Here is a 13,705-nt window from a genome sequence, read left to right on the forward strand (position 1 = left end):
ACCTCGTTCTCGACGGGCGCCGGGGCCGGCCGGTCCCGGCGCCGCCGCCGCAGCGGGCAGCGCCGGCCTCCGGCGTTCAGCGCACCGTCAGCGGCGTGGTGCTGGTGACGTGGGTGAGCTTCTCGGGGTTGCGGACGTAGTAGACGCCGGTGATCCGTCCGTCCTCGATGCGGGCGGCCATGACGCCGTCGAGCTCCCCGTCCAGGTGGACGATCAGGGCCGGCGCGCCGTTGACGGAGGTGACGTCGGCCGTGAGGGTGCCATCGAGCTTGGCGAGCCCGCCGAAGAACATGCGGGCGGCCTTGTCGGCGCCCACCACCGGGCGGAGCGTGGCGTGCTTGAAGCCGCCGCCGTCGCCCACGATCACCACGTCGGGCGCGAGGACCTCCAGCAGCCCCTGGAAGTCGCCGGTCTCCAGCGCGGACTTCATGGACGCCAGCGCCGCCCGGGTCTCGGCGTCGGAGACCGGTCCGCGCGGGCGGCGGGCCTCGACGTGGCGGCGGGCGCGGTAGGCGATCTGCCGGACCGCCTCGGGGCTCTTGCCGACGGCGGCCGCGATCTCGTCGTACCCGAAGTCGAAGGCCTCCCGCAGGACGAACACGGCCCGTTCGGTGGGCGCGAGCGTCTCCAGCACGAGCATGAGGGCCATCGAGACGCTCTCGGCGAGGGCGACGTCGTCGGCGACGTCGGGGGCGGTGAGCACCGGCTCGGGCAGCCAGGGCCCCACGTACGCCTCCTTGCGGCGCTGCATGGCGCGCAGCCGGTTGAGGGCCTGGCGGGTGGTGATGCGCACAAGGTAGGCGCGGGGGTCGCGCACCCGGTCGAGGTCGACCTCGACCCAGCGCAGCCAGGTCTCCTGGAGGACGTCCTCGGCGTCGGCGGCCGACCCGAGCATCTCGTAGGCGACGGTGAACAGCAAGTTCCGGTGGGCGACGAAGGCCTCGGTCGCGGTGTCGGCGGTCGGATCGCTCACGGCGGTGCTCCTTTCGGGCGGGCGCGCGCCGCACGGTACCGCGCGGCGCGCGCCCTGGTTTCCTGGAGGTGCGGGCGGTCAGGCGGCCTGGGAGGCCGCGTGGTCGAGTTCGGCGAGGAGCTTGGGCCGCAGGGCGTCCTTCGGCTTCCACTCGAACCGGCCGGGTTCGCGCGCCTCCCGCGCCAGCCGCTCGATGACGTGCGGGTAGGACATCTCCTTGAGTCTGGACCCGAAGCGCCCGCCGATGTACAAGGACGTGGCCGTGCCGTCGGCGGAGAGGAACTGCATGGTGGCGTTCCGCTGGCCCAGGCTCGTGCAGACCGCGGGGAGGCCGATGTCGATGGTCGCGGGCTCCTCTCCGGCGATCCGGGCCAGGACGGTGTCGGCGGCGTGGGCCCCGAGCGGGAACGCCGCCTGGCTGCACATGCGCAGCGCCAGGCCGGAGGGTGCCGCGGAGTCCCCGGCCGCGACGATCCGCCGGTCGTCCACGCTGGTCAGCGTCTCGTCGGTGACGAGTCGGCCCGCTCCGTCGGTGCGCAGGCCGCTGCGGGCGGCGAGGTCGGGCACGCCGAAGCCGGCGGTCCACACCGTCACCGCGCTGGCGAGCTCGCGGCCGTCGCCGAGCCGGACGGCGTCCCCGGTCACCTCGACCGCTCGCGCGTCGGGTCCCTCGATGACGGTGACGCCGAGCCTCGCGAGCCCCTTGGCGACCGAGCGGCGGGCGCGCGGGTGCAGGTACGGGGCGAAGGCCGCCCCGCACACGAGCGTGACCGGGCGGCCGGCCTCGGCGATCTCGGCGGCCACCTCGATGCCGGTGGGTCCGGAGCCGACGACGGTGACCGGCCGGGACGCGGCCGTGTCGTCGAGGGCGGTGCGCAGGACGAGCGCCTCCTCGAGCGTGTCCATGGTGTAGGCGTGCTCGGCCGCCCCCGGGGTCTTCGGCTCGGGGCTGCCGCTGCCGACGGCGTAGACGAGGTAGTCGTAGGCGAGCGCAGCGCCCGAGCGGAGCGCGACGGTGCGCGGGCCGGGGTCGATCGCGGTCGCGGCGTCGACCAGCAGCCGCACGTCCGGGTTGAGGACGGCCGCGAAGTCGAGGACCGCCTCGCCGGATCGGGCGGCGAGGCGGTGGAGCCGCATCCGCTCGACGAAGTCCTTGCGGGGGTTGACGATCGTGACGTTCAGGTCCGATCGCCGCATGAGTCGGTTCGCGGCCATGACGCCGGCGTAGCCGCCGCCGAGGACGACGACTCGGGTGTTCCCGTTCATGGTGTCTCCTTCGGTTTCGTGGGTCGGGCATGAGACACCGGCGGGCCGGGGTTCGTAACACCGAGTGACGCAGGCCATAGGAGGGCGCGGCGCGGGGGGCCGGCGCGCCCGCGGCGGCCCTTGCGCAGTACGGCGGCCGCTCCCGGTGCCGGGAGCGGCCGCCTTGCACCTGACTCGGGTCGCGGTGGGGCTACAGGTCGACCACTGCCCCTCCGATGGTCACGACGAGCGTGCCGCTGGCGTTGAAGCTCCAGCTGAGGCTGCCGCCGTACGCGGAGCAGCGGGAGCCGTTCGTGCCGGTGTCCCACTGGTTCGAGCCGTCGGCGTTGCCGACGATGCGGTCGTTCGAGCCGCTGTCGCAGGAGGTGTTGCCGCGGAAGACGGAGCTGCCGGCGTCGAAGTTGAAGTTGCGCTCGCCGTTGCGGATGCTCAGGTTGTTCGAGATCGTCATGGAGCCGGGGTTCGAGTTGTACGTGAACCCGTGCTTGCCGTTCTCGAAGGCGATGGTGCGCACCACGGTGTGGTTGACGGCGATGTTCTCGCCGCCGAGTTTGAAGCCGTTGCGGTCGCCGTTGCCGGCCTGGCCGCCGTTGGAGAGCGTGCCGTTGTCGTACGCGAGCGAGTCCTCGATAGTGACCGGGCCGATGGGGCCGGTGTCGCCCTTGGTGTACAGGTCCCAGCCGTCGTCGATGTTGTTGTGGGCGACGCAGAAGCGGAAGACGTTGCCGGGCCCGGAGGTGAGCTTGGCGGCGAAGCCGTCCGCGTCCTCGCCGTCGGAGTCGACGTTGTCGTGCGACTCGGAGCTGAGGATGAGGTTGTGCGCGGGCCATTCGCTGGAGGGCGCGCCCGCGGTGTACCGGGCGATCTGGAGGCCGGTGTCGGCGTTGTGGCGGGTGACGACCCGCTCGACGACGTTGTTGCTGCCGCCGACCAGGATGCCGTTGTCGCCGGCGTGCTCGACGACGAAGCCCTTGAAGTGCCACCAGTCGCCGCCGAGGGCGATGCCGCGGTTCGCGGCGTTCTCGGCCTGGGCCGAGAAGTTGAGCACCGGCTTCTCCGTGCCGTAGGCGAACAGCTCGGTGCGGTCGCCCGAGACGCCGTCCTTGCCCGGCGGGATGTCGATCGTGCTCGACAGGTTGTAGGTGCCGCCGCGCAGGTAGATGGTGCCGCCCGCGGTGATGCGGCTGACGGCCGCGGCGAGCGTGGTCGGATTCGTGATGGAGCCGTCGGCGCTCGCGCTGCCGTTGGGGGCGACGTAGAGCGCGTCGGCGGAGGGCGGCGGCGTGGTGCCGGGGTCGACCGGGGTCGTGGGCTCCTCGCTCGGGGGCTCGCTGGTGCCGCCGCCGTCGGGGGTGCCGGCGTAGGTCTCGAACTCGGCGATCCGCGGCGTGCCGGAGGCGCTGGAGATGACGAAGTCGATCTTAGTGAGCGAGGTCGCCGCGAAGGTGATGGTGCCCGCGCCCGTGCCGGAGGCGAGCACGGACCCGTTGTCGTGGTTGACGACCTGCCAGTTGCCGATGGCGCCGCTGCCGGAGGCGGTCTTGATGATGATCGTGGACACGGTCTTCGCCGAGCTCCACTTGACGGAGACGCGCCCGGTGGTGCCCGAGGGCGACCAGTAGGTGTTCGCGTTGCCGTCGATGACGTTGCCGTAGCTGGTGCCCGAGGCCTTGCTGGAGCCGTCGGCACCCGCGCCGAGGCTGAGGTTGGCGCCGAGCGCCTGGGCCGAGTAGGACGGGGCGTCGGCGCTCTCGGCCGCGGCCATGGTCATCGACATGGCGGTGCCGGCGATCACCACCGCCGCGGCGGCCAGGGCCGCGCCGATCCTGAGTCGTGCTGAGCGTTGCATGGGTGGACTGCCTCCGGTGGGGTTGACATTGAGGTATTTCAATGAATCTAAGGCAAGGGCTTTCAAGGAGTCAATGGAAAGAGTGCAACCGATTGCCTAAATTTTTTCGGCCCCGCCCGGCACGACCCGGAGCCGGCCGCCGATCCGCAGCCGTGCCATGACTTGGGTCACGGCCTGTCACATCCGAAGCGCCCACCGGTGTCACGGGGGCATGACCAATCAGCTGACACCCGAGAAGATCGTCGTGGTCGGCGGGGGCTACGCCGGAGTCGCCGCGGCCAACCGCGTGCGGCAGCTCGACGACGTCGAGGTCGTGCTCGTCAACCCGCGCCCGCAGTTCGTCGAGCGCATCCGGCTGCACCAGCTCGCGGCCGGCACCGGGAACGCCGTCCACGACTTCACCGACCTGCTCGGCGACGGCGTCCGGCTCGTCGTCGACAAGGCCGAGCGCATCGACGCCGGCGCCCGGGTCGTACGGCTGGCGTCCGGCGGGGCCGTCGAGTACGACTACCTGGTGTACGCGGTGGGCAGTGTCGGAGCGGCCCCCGATGCGGTGCCCGGCGCGGCCGAGTTCGGTTTCGACGTCACCGAGCTCGAGTCCGCGCGGCGACTCCGGAGCGCGCTCCGCGCCCTGCCGCCGGACTCCCCCGTCACGGTGGTCGGCGGCGGACTCACCGGCGTCGAGATCGCCGCCGAACTCGCCGACCGGGGGCACGGGGTCGCGCTGGTGTGCGGCCGGTCCCTCGCGCCGTACCTCAGCGAACCGGGGCGCCGGTACCTGCGCAAGTGGATGGACCGGCACGGCGTCGTCGTCATCGAGGGCGAGCACGTCGCCGAGGTCCGCGCCGACGAGGTCCGGCTCTCCGGCGGCGGACGGCGCGCCAGCGCGCTGACGGTCTGGACGGCCGGCTTCGCCGTGCCCGGACTGGCCGCCGTGAGCGGGCTGCGCACCGATGAGCTGGGCAGGCTCCTCACCGACGAGACCCTCACGAGTGTCGACGACGACCGGATCGTGGCCGCCGGCGACTGCGCGGCGCCGTCGGGGCGGCCGCTGCGGATGAGCGGCTACGCGGCGGTGCCGTTGGGCGCCAGGGCGGCCGACACGGTGCTGAGCCGCATCGCGGGCACCGAGCCCCGGGTGATCGACCTGGCCTTCACCGGCGCGTGCGTCAGTCTCGGCCGGCGCGACGGCATCCGGCAGCTGGGCCGCGGCGACGACAGCATGCTGGACTTCTACGTCGGGGGCCGTCTGGGCGCGGTGATCAAGGAACTGACCTGCCGGATCGGGACGGGGAAGCTGCGGCTCGAGGCGCGCCGGCCCGGGACGCTCAGCTGGCCCCGGGGAGGGCCGCGCCCGGTCGCCGCGGCGCCGTCGCACGGGAGCGTCTGAGTGGACGCCGGCGACCACGCCGAGCGGTTCACCCTGCTGCGGCCCTTGCTGTTCACGATCGCGTACGAGATCCTGGGCTCGGCCACCGAAGCCGACGACGTCCTCCAGGAGAGCTACCTGCGGTGGTCGCAAGTGGATCTCGACCAGGTCCGCGACACCAAGTCGTACCTGGCCAAGCTCGTGACGCGGCAGGCGCTCAACGCGCTCCGGGCCGGCTCGCGCCGCCGCGAGGACTACGTCGGGCCGTGGCTGCCCGAGCCGATCCTGGTCGACGATCACGACGCCGCGCAGGACGTCGTCCTCGCCGAATCGGTGTCGATGGCGATGCTCGTGGTGCTCGAATCGCTCTCCCCCGACGAGCGGGCCGTGTTCGTCCTGCGTGAGGTGTTCGGCTTCGAGCACCAGGACATCGCTGCGGCCGTGGGCAAGTCGGTGGCGGCCGTGCGCCAGGTCGCGCGCCGCGCCCGGCAGCACGTGCACGCGCGCCGCAAGCGCTTCGCGCCGCCCGACGCGGCGGTGACCGCGCGCGTCACCGAGCAGTTCATGTCCGCGGCCGCGACCGGCGACCTCGAAGGGCTCCTCGCCCTGCTCGCCCCGGACGCCGTCTGGACCGCCGACAGCGGCGGCAAGACCACCGCCTCGCGCCGTCCGCTGGTCGGCGCGGAGCGGATCGCGGCCCTCGTCATCGGGCTCTTCCACCGGAGCCTGCCGACGGACCTGCGGTTCGAGACGGTCGCGTGCAACGCCGCGCCCGCGGTCGCCGCGTTCGTCGACGGGCGCCTCACCGGCGTCTTCCTGCTCACGACCGCGGACGGGAAGGTCACCGACCTGTACGCGATCCGCAACCCCGACAAGCTCCTCGCCATGACCGGCGCCAAGCGGATCAGCCGCCGCTGACCTCCGCGCCGCGAGAGGCGTCTCCGCGCCGGGCGGCATCCGGCGCCGCCGATCGGCGTGCGCGCCGGTCCGCTTCCGCACACCCAGCCGCAAGACCGTTCACAAGGAGGACTCATGCACACGACCGACCGCGACCCGACCGCGATCCGCACCGGCGATCCGGCCGCTGGAAGCGGCGGCCCCGACCGGATCCGCTCGATCGTCTTCTGGGCGGCCACAATGGTGATCGTCGGCGAACTGGCCGCCGGATCGGTGTGGAGCCTCGCGCTCATCGACTGGATCCAGCTCCAGGCGGCCCACCTCGGCTACCCCCACTACTTCCCGTACGTGCTGGGCACGGCGCAGGTGGGCGCCGCGGTCGCGATCATGGCGCCGCGGTTGCCGCTGGTCAAGGAATGGGCGTACGCGGGGGTGACCTTCCTGTGGACGGGCGCGGTGGTCTCCCACCTGACGCTCGGCGACGGGCCGAAGACCTGGGTGCCGCCGCTCGTGTTCGCCGTGCTGGGCGTGGTCTCGTGGGCGCTGCGGCCCGCCGACCGCCGGTTCCCCGAGACGCGCCTGCCGCGGCGGGGCGTGGCGCGCGAGGCGGGGCTCATGCGCTCCTGGGAGACCCGCCCGCGCGCCTGGGCGCTCCCGGTCGCCGTCCTCGTCGTCATGTTCGCCGTCTCCATCGCCGTGCTGCCCGCGGCGGACGCGATCACCCGTGAATGGGCCGTCGAGTACGGCTGGATCACCGAGTACGGCTGGATCGTGGAATGAACCGATGCGCTTGGGGCGCAATGGATTGATTCGCATTCGGTGGGCGCGCCGGTGATCGCCGCGCCCACCGAATGCGGGTCCCGGCATCGCGGTGCGGTGCCACCGAAGCCGCCCGCCCGGTCCGGGCGGGCCCGACCGAAGAAAGTGAGATCGCATGTTCAGCACCTTGAAGCGGCGCCTCGTCACCGCGGCCGCGGCCGGTCTGCTGGCCCTGACCGCCCTCGCCGCTCCGGCGCAGGCCGACCACGCGAGCGCGGGCGTCGACGACGTCCGGGCCGCTCGCACGCCGGTCACGCTGGGCGACGGCGGCTGGCCGTAGCCGAACGGCGGGACGGTGGCCGCGGTGCGGCCACCGTCCCGCCTCGCCGTCGCGGGCGTCGCGAACGGGAGGCGGTGCCGCATGCGGGGCCGCCGCGCGTCCGTACCGGTCAGGACCGGCACAGGCCGGCGGTGAGGAGGCCGCCGAGGGCCTGGCCGAAGGCGGCCGGGTCGTGGTGGCCGTGCTTGTCGTCGATGCTCCAGGAGACCGTGATCTGGCGGTCGCCGTCGAGGGAGTGGAAGGTCTGGGTCTGATGGCCTATGCCGTCGCCGACGTGTCCGATGAAGACCTCCTCCGGGTCGCCGGGGCAGCCGAGGGCGATGCCGCCGAGGCCGAGTCCGTACTGGAAGCCCTCGCCGGTGTCGGTGAACCGCACGGCCTCCGCGAGCTGGTCCGCGGTGAGGAGGGTGCCGTCGGTGAGGGCGTCGTAGAAGTCGTTCACGTCGCGCACGGTCGAGACGACGCCGCCGGACGCGCCGAGCTGCGAGTTGGCGACGTCGGTGGCGTCGAAGTAGGGGTCCGCGGGGTCGCCGGTGGTGAGGTACGGGACGGCGTGCGGGCCGCGGAAGCCGGTGGTGTGCGGGCGCGGCAGGTAGGTGCGGTCGAGGCCGGCGGGTTCGAAGACGCGCTCGTCGAGGGCGCGGCCGAGGCTGCGGCCGGTGTGCTCCTCGATGAGCAGGCCCAGGACGGTGTAGCCGGTGTTGGCGTACGCCCAGCCGTCGCCGGGGTCGAACAGGAGCGGTTCCCGCGTGGCGAGGTCGATGAGTTCCTCGGGCTCGTAATGGGTCCGGTAGCCCTCGCGGACCTCGGTGAGGTCGCCCTCGGCGAGGCCGGGGTACGCGATCGGCACCCAGTCGCGCAGGCCGGAGGTGTGCTGGAGAAGCTGGCGGATGGTCGGATCCTCCTCGTACGGCAGGAGTCCGGGGAGGTGGTCGCCGACGGGGTCGTCGAGGTCGAGCGCGCCTTCCCCGTCGAGTTGGAGGACGACGGCGGCGATCATGGACTTGGTGACGCTGCCGATGCGGACCCGGTCGCCGGGCCGCGCCGGCCGCGCGTCGTCCTCGATGCCGCGGAGTCCGGCGGCCTCGCGCCAGACGTCGCCGCCGTCGCGGACTTCGACGAGGACGGAGCCGTCGGTGAGGGCGGCGAAGTCGGCGAGCCGCTCCGCCAGGAGGGCGTCGTCGAGCCGGTCGCGGGCGGTGACCGGGGCCGCCGCGGCGAACGCGCCGGCGAGGCCGAGCGCCGCGACCGCGGCGACGGGGATCATGCGTCGGTTCATTCTTCGAACCGTATGGCGCGCAGCGGCTTCCGACGATCCGGCAAGCCACCGCACCGAGGGTACGGCCTGCCCTACCCGAGCGGCCCCACCCGGCCGGACGATGCCCGCGGGCGTTCGGCGGGCCGGTCTGCCCGGGCTCGCCCTCGACGACCGCGCCGCACCGGTCGGCGAAGCTCCGGCGAAGCTCCTTGAGTTCGGACGCCGCCTCCGCCGCCGCTACAGGCCGTCCCGGTGCAGCCAGGCCGCGATCTCCGGGGTGGTGAGCGCGGCGATGCGGGCCCGGTAGCGTTCCAGGTCCGCGTCGTCGAGGAGTTCCTTCCACTGACCGCTCGCCCCCTTGTTGAAGAACATGGCGCGGTCCCGCCACAGGGTGTTCTCGGGGGCGAGGGTCGCGGCCCTGCCGCGGACCTCGGCGAAGGTGGCGGCGCGGACGAGGTCCGGCCAGACCGCTTCGTCCACGGTGGTGCCGAGCGCGGCCGCGAGCGCGCGCATCTGTCCATCGAGGTCGGTCTTCAGGTCGTCGAAGTGCAGCAGCACGATGTTGGGCTCGTCGCGGCGCTCCCAGAAGCCTTCCAGGTGGCGGAGCATCGCGCCGAGGCCGATGAGGTTGTCCTCGGCGTCGACCCAGTCCCAGAAGCGCTCGTACGGCGTCGGCGCGGGCGGCGCCATCGCCGGGAGCGCCCCCGCGTCGGGGCCGAGGGCGGCGGCGCGGAGCCGCATCGCCTTCTCCATGTCCATGTTGAGGAGGTGGTTGTCGATGGAGACGCCCACGTCGCGGGGGTCGCGTCCGATGCTGATGTAGGTGACGCGGTCGTCCTGGGGCAGGCCGTCGAGGGGAGTGTGCGACTTGATGAAGCGGCGGTGGTCCTGCGCCTCGAGGTGCGCGAGCATCTCGGCGTGGGGGCGGAAGAGCGCGTCGACCCAGACGGTGAGGTCGTCGAGCGGGGCCGGCAGTTCGGGCCGCCCGAACACGAGGAGGCCGCAGATGATCTGCGTCCAGGTGGTGCCGCATTTGGCGGGGGTCGAGATGACGATGTCGCCTTCGCGGAGTTCGACGCCCTCCCAGCGGGCGTTGTCCATGAAGAGGTTCTGGTAGCGGACGGGGGGTGCAGTCACGGTGGTCCTCCTTGCCCGAGAGCGCGATCGGCGCGCCTGGCGTCCCGGATGGATGGTCGCCCTCCCACGCTACGAGTGACGCGGCGATCACGCAAGGAGATGATCTTGGGCGGCGGGGCCGGACGGTGTCGCCCGGCTCCGCGCCGCCCTCGGGGCCCGGGCGGGACCGGGTCCGCACCCGGCCGGAGGGAGGGCGAGAATGGCCCGGCGGCGTCCGCCGATCCGCGGACCCGGGCGAGGAGGACCCCGATGGAAGCACTCGAACTGCGGCGCGCCTACCGCGACCTGACGACCGCGCACGTCGCCGACGCCCTCATCCGGCTCGGCCTGCCCGTGCGCTCGGCCCCGGCCGGCGTCCTCCCCCTCTGGGAGGGCGCGCACCTCGTCGGCCGCGCCCTGCCCGCGCGGCACTACGGCTCCGTGGACGTCTTCCTCGAGGCGATCGACCGGGCCGAGCCGGGAGACGTGCTCGTCGTGGACAACGCGGCTCGCGAGGACGAATCCTGCGTCGGCGACCTCGCCGCCCACGAGGCCGCCGCGGCCGGCCTCGCCGGGATCGCGATCTGGGGATACCACCGCGACACCGCCGACCTGCGCCGGATCCGCCTCCCCGTCTTCAGCCGCGGCGCCCTGCCGGCCGGCCCGCAGCGCCTCGACGAGCGGGAGCCCGACGCTCTCGCCTGGGCCGCGTTCGGGCCGCACCGGATCACGGCCGCGGACTTCGTCGTCGGCGACGACGACGGCCTCGTGTTCGCGCCCCTCGACCACGCCGCGGCCATCGCCGACGCCGCCGCCGTGATCCGCGATGTCGAACGCCGCCAAGCGGACCGGCTCCGGCAGGGCGCGACCCTGCGCGAACAGGTGCGCTTCGCCGAGTACCTCGCCGCCAGGGACCGGGACGGCACCACCTTCCGGCAGCACCTCCGCGCCATCGGCGGCGCGATCGAGGAGTGACCGCCGCGGGACTCAGCGGTCGAGTTGCAGGCGCCGCCATGCCGCGGCCGCCGCAGCCGCCCACGCGAGCGCGAAGGCGGGGACCAGCAGCAGCTGGAAGCCGTTGACCGCGGCGGGATCCAGGGCCCACAGCGCTGGCGCGGAGATCGGCAGCCAGGAGCCGCCGGCCGGCGCGGCGACCACGGTGACCTGTGCGGTGACGATGAGGGCCACGGCGACGGCGACGCCCGGCAGGGGGCCGCGGCCGAGGGTCGCGGCCCACGCTGCCGGCGTCGCGATCAGGCCGGAGCAGACCGCGAGGACGAACAGCCGCGCCAGCGCCCCCGCCGCGCCGGCGCCGATCGGTCCGAGCCCGGTGGCGAGCCCGGCGCCGAGCAGGAGCAGGGTCAGCAGCGTCGCGACCGCGATCGTCCAGATCAGATGGACGACCAGCTTCGCGGCGACCAGGGCCGTGCGGGACACCGGGAGGGCGAACAGGCCGTTGACGGTGCCGTCGGTGAACTCGCGGCCGAAACTCCACGCGAGCGTGACGCCGAAGGCCAGCAGCGCCCCCGCCCCCACGACCTGCGTCGCGATCGCGGCCAGCAGCTCCCACCCGGTGGCCGCGGCGGCAGGGCCGAGCTTCGCGACGATCTGCTCGTCCCCGGCGCGCACCGCCGCCGCCAGGGACGCGGCGAGCACCGCGGTGCCGAGCGCCAGGAAGGCGCCGCCGAAGCGGAGGACGGCGGCGGCCGCGGCCTTGCGGGCCTCGGTCGCGAAGGCGGCGGGGAAACCGGTCACCGCGCCTCCCCGCGCCGCTCGTCGTCGGCCAGGACGAGGGCGAAGAAGGCCCGTTCGAGGTCGGCGCCGCCGGGTTCGAGGCCGCCGACGATGCGGCCGCGGTTCATCACCGAGATCCGGTCGGCGATGCGCGCGACCTCGTCCAGGTGGTGGCTGGAGACGAGGACCCCGGCGCCGCCCGCGGCGAGGCGGAGCAGGGCCTCGCGCAAGGCGATCACGCCGGCGGGGTCGAGGCCGTCGGTCGGCTCGTCGAGCACGGCCAGGTCCGGGCCGGCGATGAGCGCGGCGGCCAGGCCCAGGCGCTGGCGGTTGCCCTTGGAGAGCTTCGCGGCCCTGACCGGGCCGTAGCGTCCGAGGGACCACGATCCGAGCGCCGCCTCGACGCGGGCGGCGACCGCCGCGGGCGGCAGGCCGCGGAGGCGGGCGGCGACGCGCAGGTTGGCCCGCACGCTCAGGTCGGCGTAGGCGAAGGGGCGGTCGATGAGGTGCCCGACCCGGGCCCAGTTCGGGGCCGGGAGGCGGGCGACGGGGACGCCGCCGATGCGCACGCCGCCGCCGTCGAGGCGGACCATGCCGAGGGCGGCGCGCATGAGCGTGGTCTTGCCTGCGCCGTTGAGGCCAAGAAGGGCGTGGACCTCGCCGGGGGCGACGCGCAGGGACGCGCCCAGGACCCCGGTGCCGGGGCCGTAGGCGCGGACGGCGTCGGTGATCTCCAGGCGGTTAGGCATCGGCCGGGTCCAAGGTGTCCAGTGCCCGCCCGATCACGTCGGGCAGGGTCGCGCGCTCGTCCTCGGCCCAGGTGTACAGCGCGGCGGTGACGGCGGCGAGCACGGCCGCGGCGGCGGCGCGGGCGGCGAGCGGGTCGGCGCCGCCCGCGGTCAGGCGGTCGCCCACTGCCCGGGCGGTGGCCTCGTTCTGCACGGCGGCGGCGCCGCGCAGGGCCGGTGTGGCCGCGACGATGCGCACGCGGCGCCGCGCGGTCGCCAGGTCCGCCTCGGACAGGCCGGCCAGGGCGGTCCGCAGGCCGCGCACGGCCCGGGCCAGCGGCGGTTCCGTTCGGGGCCGGGCGGCGACCGCGGCCGCGATGACCGGGTCGAAGGGGTCGGTGAGGACCGCCTGCTCCTTGCTGCCGAAGTGGCGGAAGAAGGTCATCTCGGTGACGCCGGCGGCGCGCGCGATCTGGGCGACGCTGGTGGCCGCGAAGCCCTGCGCCTCGAACAGGTCGAGGGCGCAGGCGCTCAGGCGCTCCCGGGTCCGGTCTCGTTTCCCCACCCTGGAATGTTAGCAACTAACATTCGGTTGGCGCCACCGGCTCAGAACGTCTTGGGCAGCGTCAGGATGACGACCGCCGCGCCGATGAACGTGGCGAACGCGGCGCCGGAGAGGAGCCACTGCGAGCGGCGGGTGCGCGTGCGGCCGGCCACGCCCGCGAAGAACAGGGCGAGGGCGAGGATCACGGCCATGAACACGTAGTTGTCCGACCGTTGGTTGTCCTCGTGGGCTTCGGCGGTGGCCGCCTCGGCCTTGGCGACGAGGTCGGCCGCGAGCGCCTCGGACTCGAGCCGGTACTCCGGCATCTCGAACGGGGTGGCGGGCGCGTTCGGGTTCACCATCGGCTGCGTGGCGACCCAGGCGTCGACGGCCGGTTTGAACTCGGGCCGGAACCGCTCGTAGAGGAAACCGGAGACCTCGTCCGGGTTCGGCGCGTAGTCGCCCGCGGGGCGCGGGGTGGTGCCCGCGATGATCTCCTCCTGGAGGGCTCCGATCCAGGAGGTGAAGGCCACCAGGTCCTTGAGGCGGTCCTGCCCGGCGTCGGTGGCGGCCTTCGCGGACTCGGTGCGGGCCGCCCCGGCCTCGGCGAACGAGATGGCCTGGAGGCCGCTCCACTTCGCGCTCTGGAAGCCGGCCCACGCGGTGCCGACCGCCGCGAGGGCCATGACGATGGTGAGCGCGAGGTCCAACCAGCCGGGCAGGCGCGGTTCGGCGTCGTCGTTCATCGGGGCCCTCCCTCGCAAGCGTCCTCCGGTCGCACCCGACGTTAGCGGCGTCCGCGGCGGCGCAGGCCCGAATCGGAGTCGGCGGCGCCGCCGTAGCGTCCGCGGCGGCCGACCAGCCGTTCGCTG

14 protein-coding genes are annotated in these 13,705 nt (G+C 73.9%); 5 read left to right on the forward strand and 9 right to left on the reverse strand.

All coding sequences use genetic code 11. The annotated features are described in order from the left end of the window. Positions 1–76: 76 nt before the first annotated feature. From EIW28_RS00630 to EIW28_RS00640, 3 genes are all read right to left on the reverse strand, one after another. A complete protein-coding gene (locus EIW28_RS00630; RefSeq protein ID WP_125245797.1) occupies positions 77–973 on the reverse strand; it encodes an RNA polymerase sigma-70 factor in 897 nt (298 codons plus the stop codon). A 78-nt stretch (positions 974–1,051) separates the two neighbouring features. After that, the gene (locus tag EIW28_RS00635) at positions 1,052–2,239 is read right to left on the reverse strand and encodes an NAD(P)/FAD-dependent oxidoreductase (protein ID WP_125245798.1); all 1,188 of its coding nucleotides are present in this window, start codon (positions 2,237–2,239) and stop codon (positions 1,052–1,054) included. Between the two features lie 190 nt (positions 2,240–2,429). Continuing rightward, a complete protein-coding gene (locus EIW28_RS00640; protein ID WP_125245799.1) occupies positions 2,430–4,088 on the reverse strand; it encodes a silent information regulator protein Sir2 in 1,659 nt (552 codons plus the stop codon). A gap of 211 nt (positions 4,089–4,299) precedes the next feature. On the opposite strand from EIW28_RS00640, the gene EIW28_RS00645 reads away from it, so the two are divergent. The 4 genes from EIW28_RS00645 (at position 4,300) to EIW28_RS24040 (ending at position 7,453) form a co-directional block, all read left to right on the forward strand. Continuing rightward, positions 4,300–5,478, forward strand: a complete 1,179-nt coding sequence (locus tag EIW28_RS00645; protein ID WP_125245800.1) for an NAD(P)/FAD-dependent oxidoreductase — start codon at positions 4,300–4,302, stop codon at positions 5,476–5,478. After that, positions 5,479–6,375, forward strand: a complete 897-nt coding sequence (locus tag EIW28_RS00650; RefSeq protein WP_125245801.1) for an RNA polymerase sigma-70 factor — start codon at positions 5,479–5,481, stop codon at positions 6,373–6,375. A gap of 114 nt (positions 6,376–6,489) precedes the next feature. Continuing rightward, complete coding sequence (locus tag EIW28_RS00655) at positions 6,490–7,134, forward strand: DoxX family protein (RefSeq protein ID WP_125245802.1); 645 nt, start codon at positions 6,490–6,492, stop codon at positions 7,132–7,134. Positions 7,135–7,288: 154 nt separating this feature from the next. Next, positions 7,289–7,453 (forward strand): hypothetical protein, encoded by a 165-nt coding sequence (locus EIW28_RS24040; protein ID WP_158630236.1) that lies wholly within the window; start codon positions 7,289–7,291, stop codon positions 7,451–7,453. 109 nt (positions 7,454–7,562) lie between these two features. Here EIW28_RS24040 and EIW28_RS00660 read toward each other — a convergent pair whose 3' ends face one another. Both EIW28_RS00660 and EIW28_RS00665 read right to left on the reverse strand, forming a co-directional pair. Beyond that, positions 7,563–8,732 carry a serine hydrolase domain-containing protein gene (locus tag EIW28_RS00660; protein ID WP_125245803.1) on the reverse strand — a complete coding sequence of 390 codons (1,170 nt, stop codon included), beginning with the start codon at positions 8,730–8,732 and terminating at the stop codon, positions 7,563–7,565. Positions 8,733–8,948: 216 nt separating this feature from the next. After that, entirely contained in the window at positions 8,949–9,848 is a 900-nt protein-coding gene (locus tag EIW28_RS00665) for a sulfotransferase domain-containing protein (RefSeq protein WP_125245804.1), read from the reverse strand. A 249-nt stretch (positions 9,849–10,097) separates the two neighbouring features. Here EIW28_RS00665 and EIW28_RS00670 point away from each other — a divergent pair, with 249 nt between their 5' ends. After that, positions 10,098–10,802: an RraA family protein gene (locus EIW28_RS00670; protein WP_125245805.1), complete on the forward strand. Its 705-nt coding sequence runs from the start codon at positions 10,098–10,100 to the stop codon at positions 10,800–10,802. Between the two features lie 12 nt (positions 10,803–10,814). On the opposite strand, the gene EIW28_RS00675 is transcribed toward EIW28_RS00670, so the two are convergent. Genes EIW28_RS00675 through EIW28_RS00690 form a run of 4 tightly spaced genes read right to left on the reverse strand, consistent with a single transcriptional unit; the run spans position 10,815 to position 13,579 of the window. After that, complete coding sequence (locus EIW28_RS00675) at positions 10,815–11,582, reverse strand: ABC transporter permease (RefSeq protein WP_125245806.1); 768 nt, start codon at positions 11,580–11,582, stop codon at positions 10,815–10,817. Next, positions 11,579–12,310 (reverse strand): ABC transporter ATP-binding protein, encoded by a 732-nt coding sequence (locus EIW28_RS00680; RefSeq protein ID WP_125245807.1) that lies wholly within the window; start codon positions 12,308–12,310, stop codon positions 11,579–11,581. Before EIW28_RS00680 ends, EIW28_RS00675 begins: the two co-directional genes overlap by 4 nt. Further along, complete coding sequence (locus EIW28_RS00685; protein ID WP_125245808.1) at positions 12,303–12,854, reverse strand: TetR/AcrR family transcriptional regulator; 552 nt, start codon at positions 12,852–12,854, stop codon at positions 12,303–12,305. The genes EIW28_RS00680 and EIW28_RS00685 overlap by 8 nt, the downstream gene beginning before the upstream one ends. Positions 12,855–12,895: 41 nt before the next feature. Beyond that, on the reverse strand, positions 12,896–13,579 hold the full coding sequence (locus tag EIW28_RS00690) for a hypothetical protein (RefSeq protein WP_125245809.1): 684 nt from the start codon (positions 13,577–13,579) through the stop codon (positions 12,896–12,898). Positions 13,580–13,705 lie beyond the last annotated feature (126 nt).

The organism is Glycomyces terrestris (assembly GCF_003933745.1).
GTDB lineage: Bacteria > Actinomycetota > Actinomycetes > Mycobacteriales > Micromonosporaceae > Glycomyces > Glycomyces terrestris.

Bases quoted from the DNA above. Each gene is read 5' to 3' on its own strand.
- EIW28_RS00635 (WP_125245798.1), bottom strand. From the start codon at position 2,239: ATGAACGGGAACACCCGAGTCGTCGTCCTCGGCGGCGGCTACGCCGGC.
- EIW28_RS00640 (WP_125245799.1), bottom strand. From the start codon at position 4,088: ATGCAACGCTCAGCACGACTCAGGATCGGCGCGGCCCTGGCCGCCGCG.
- EIW28_RS00645 (WP_125245800.1), top strand. From the start codon at position 4,300: ATGACCAATCAGCTGACACCCGAGAAGATCGTCGTGGTCGGCGGGGGC.
- EIW28_RS00655 (WP_125245802.1), top strand. From the start codon at position 6,490: ATGCACACGACCGACCGCGACCCGACCGCGATCCGCACCGGCGATCCG.
- EIW28_RS24040 (WP_158630236.1), top strand. From the start codon at position 7,289: ATGTTCAGCACCTTGAAGCGGCGCCTCGTCACCGCGGCCGCGGCCGGT.
- EIW28_RS00660 (WP_125245803.1), bottom strand. From the start codon at position 8,732: ATGAACCGACGCATGATCCCCGTCGCCGCGGTCGCGGCGCTCGGCCTC.
- EIW28_RS00670 (WP_125245805.1), top strand. From the start codon at position 10,098: ATGGAAGCACTCGAACTGCGGCGCGCCTACCGCGACCTGACGACCGCG.
- EIW28_RS00680 (WP_125245807.1), bottom strand. From the start codon at position 12,310: ATGCCTAACCGCCTGGAGATCACCGACGCCGTCCGCGCCTACGGCCCC.
- EIW28_RS00690 (WP_125245809.1), bottom strand. From the start codon at position 13,579: ATGAACGACGACGCCGAACCGCGCCTGCCCGGCTGGTTGGACCTCGCG.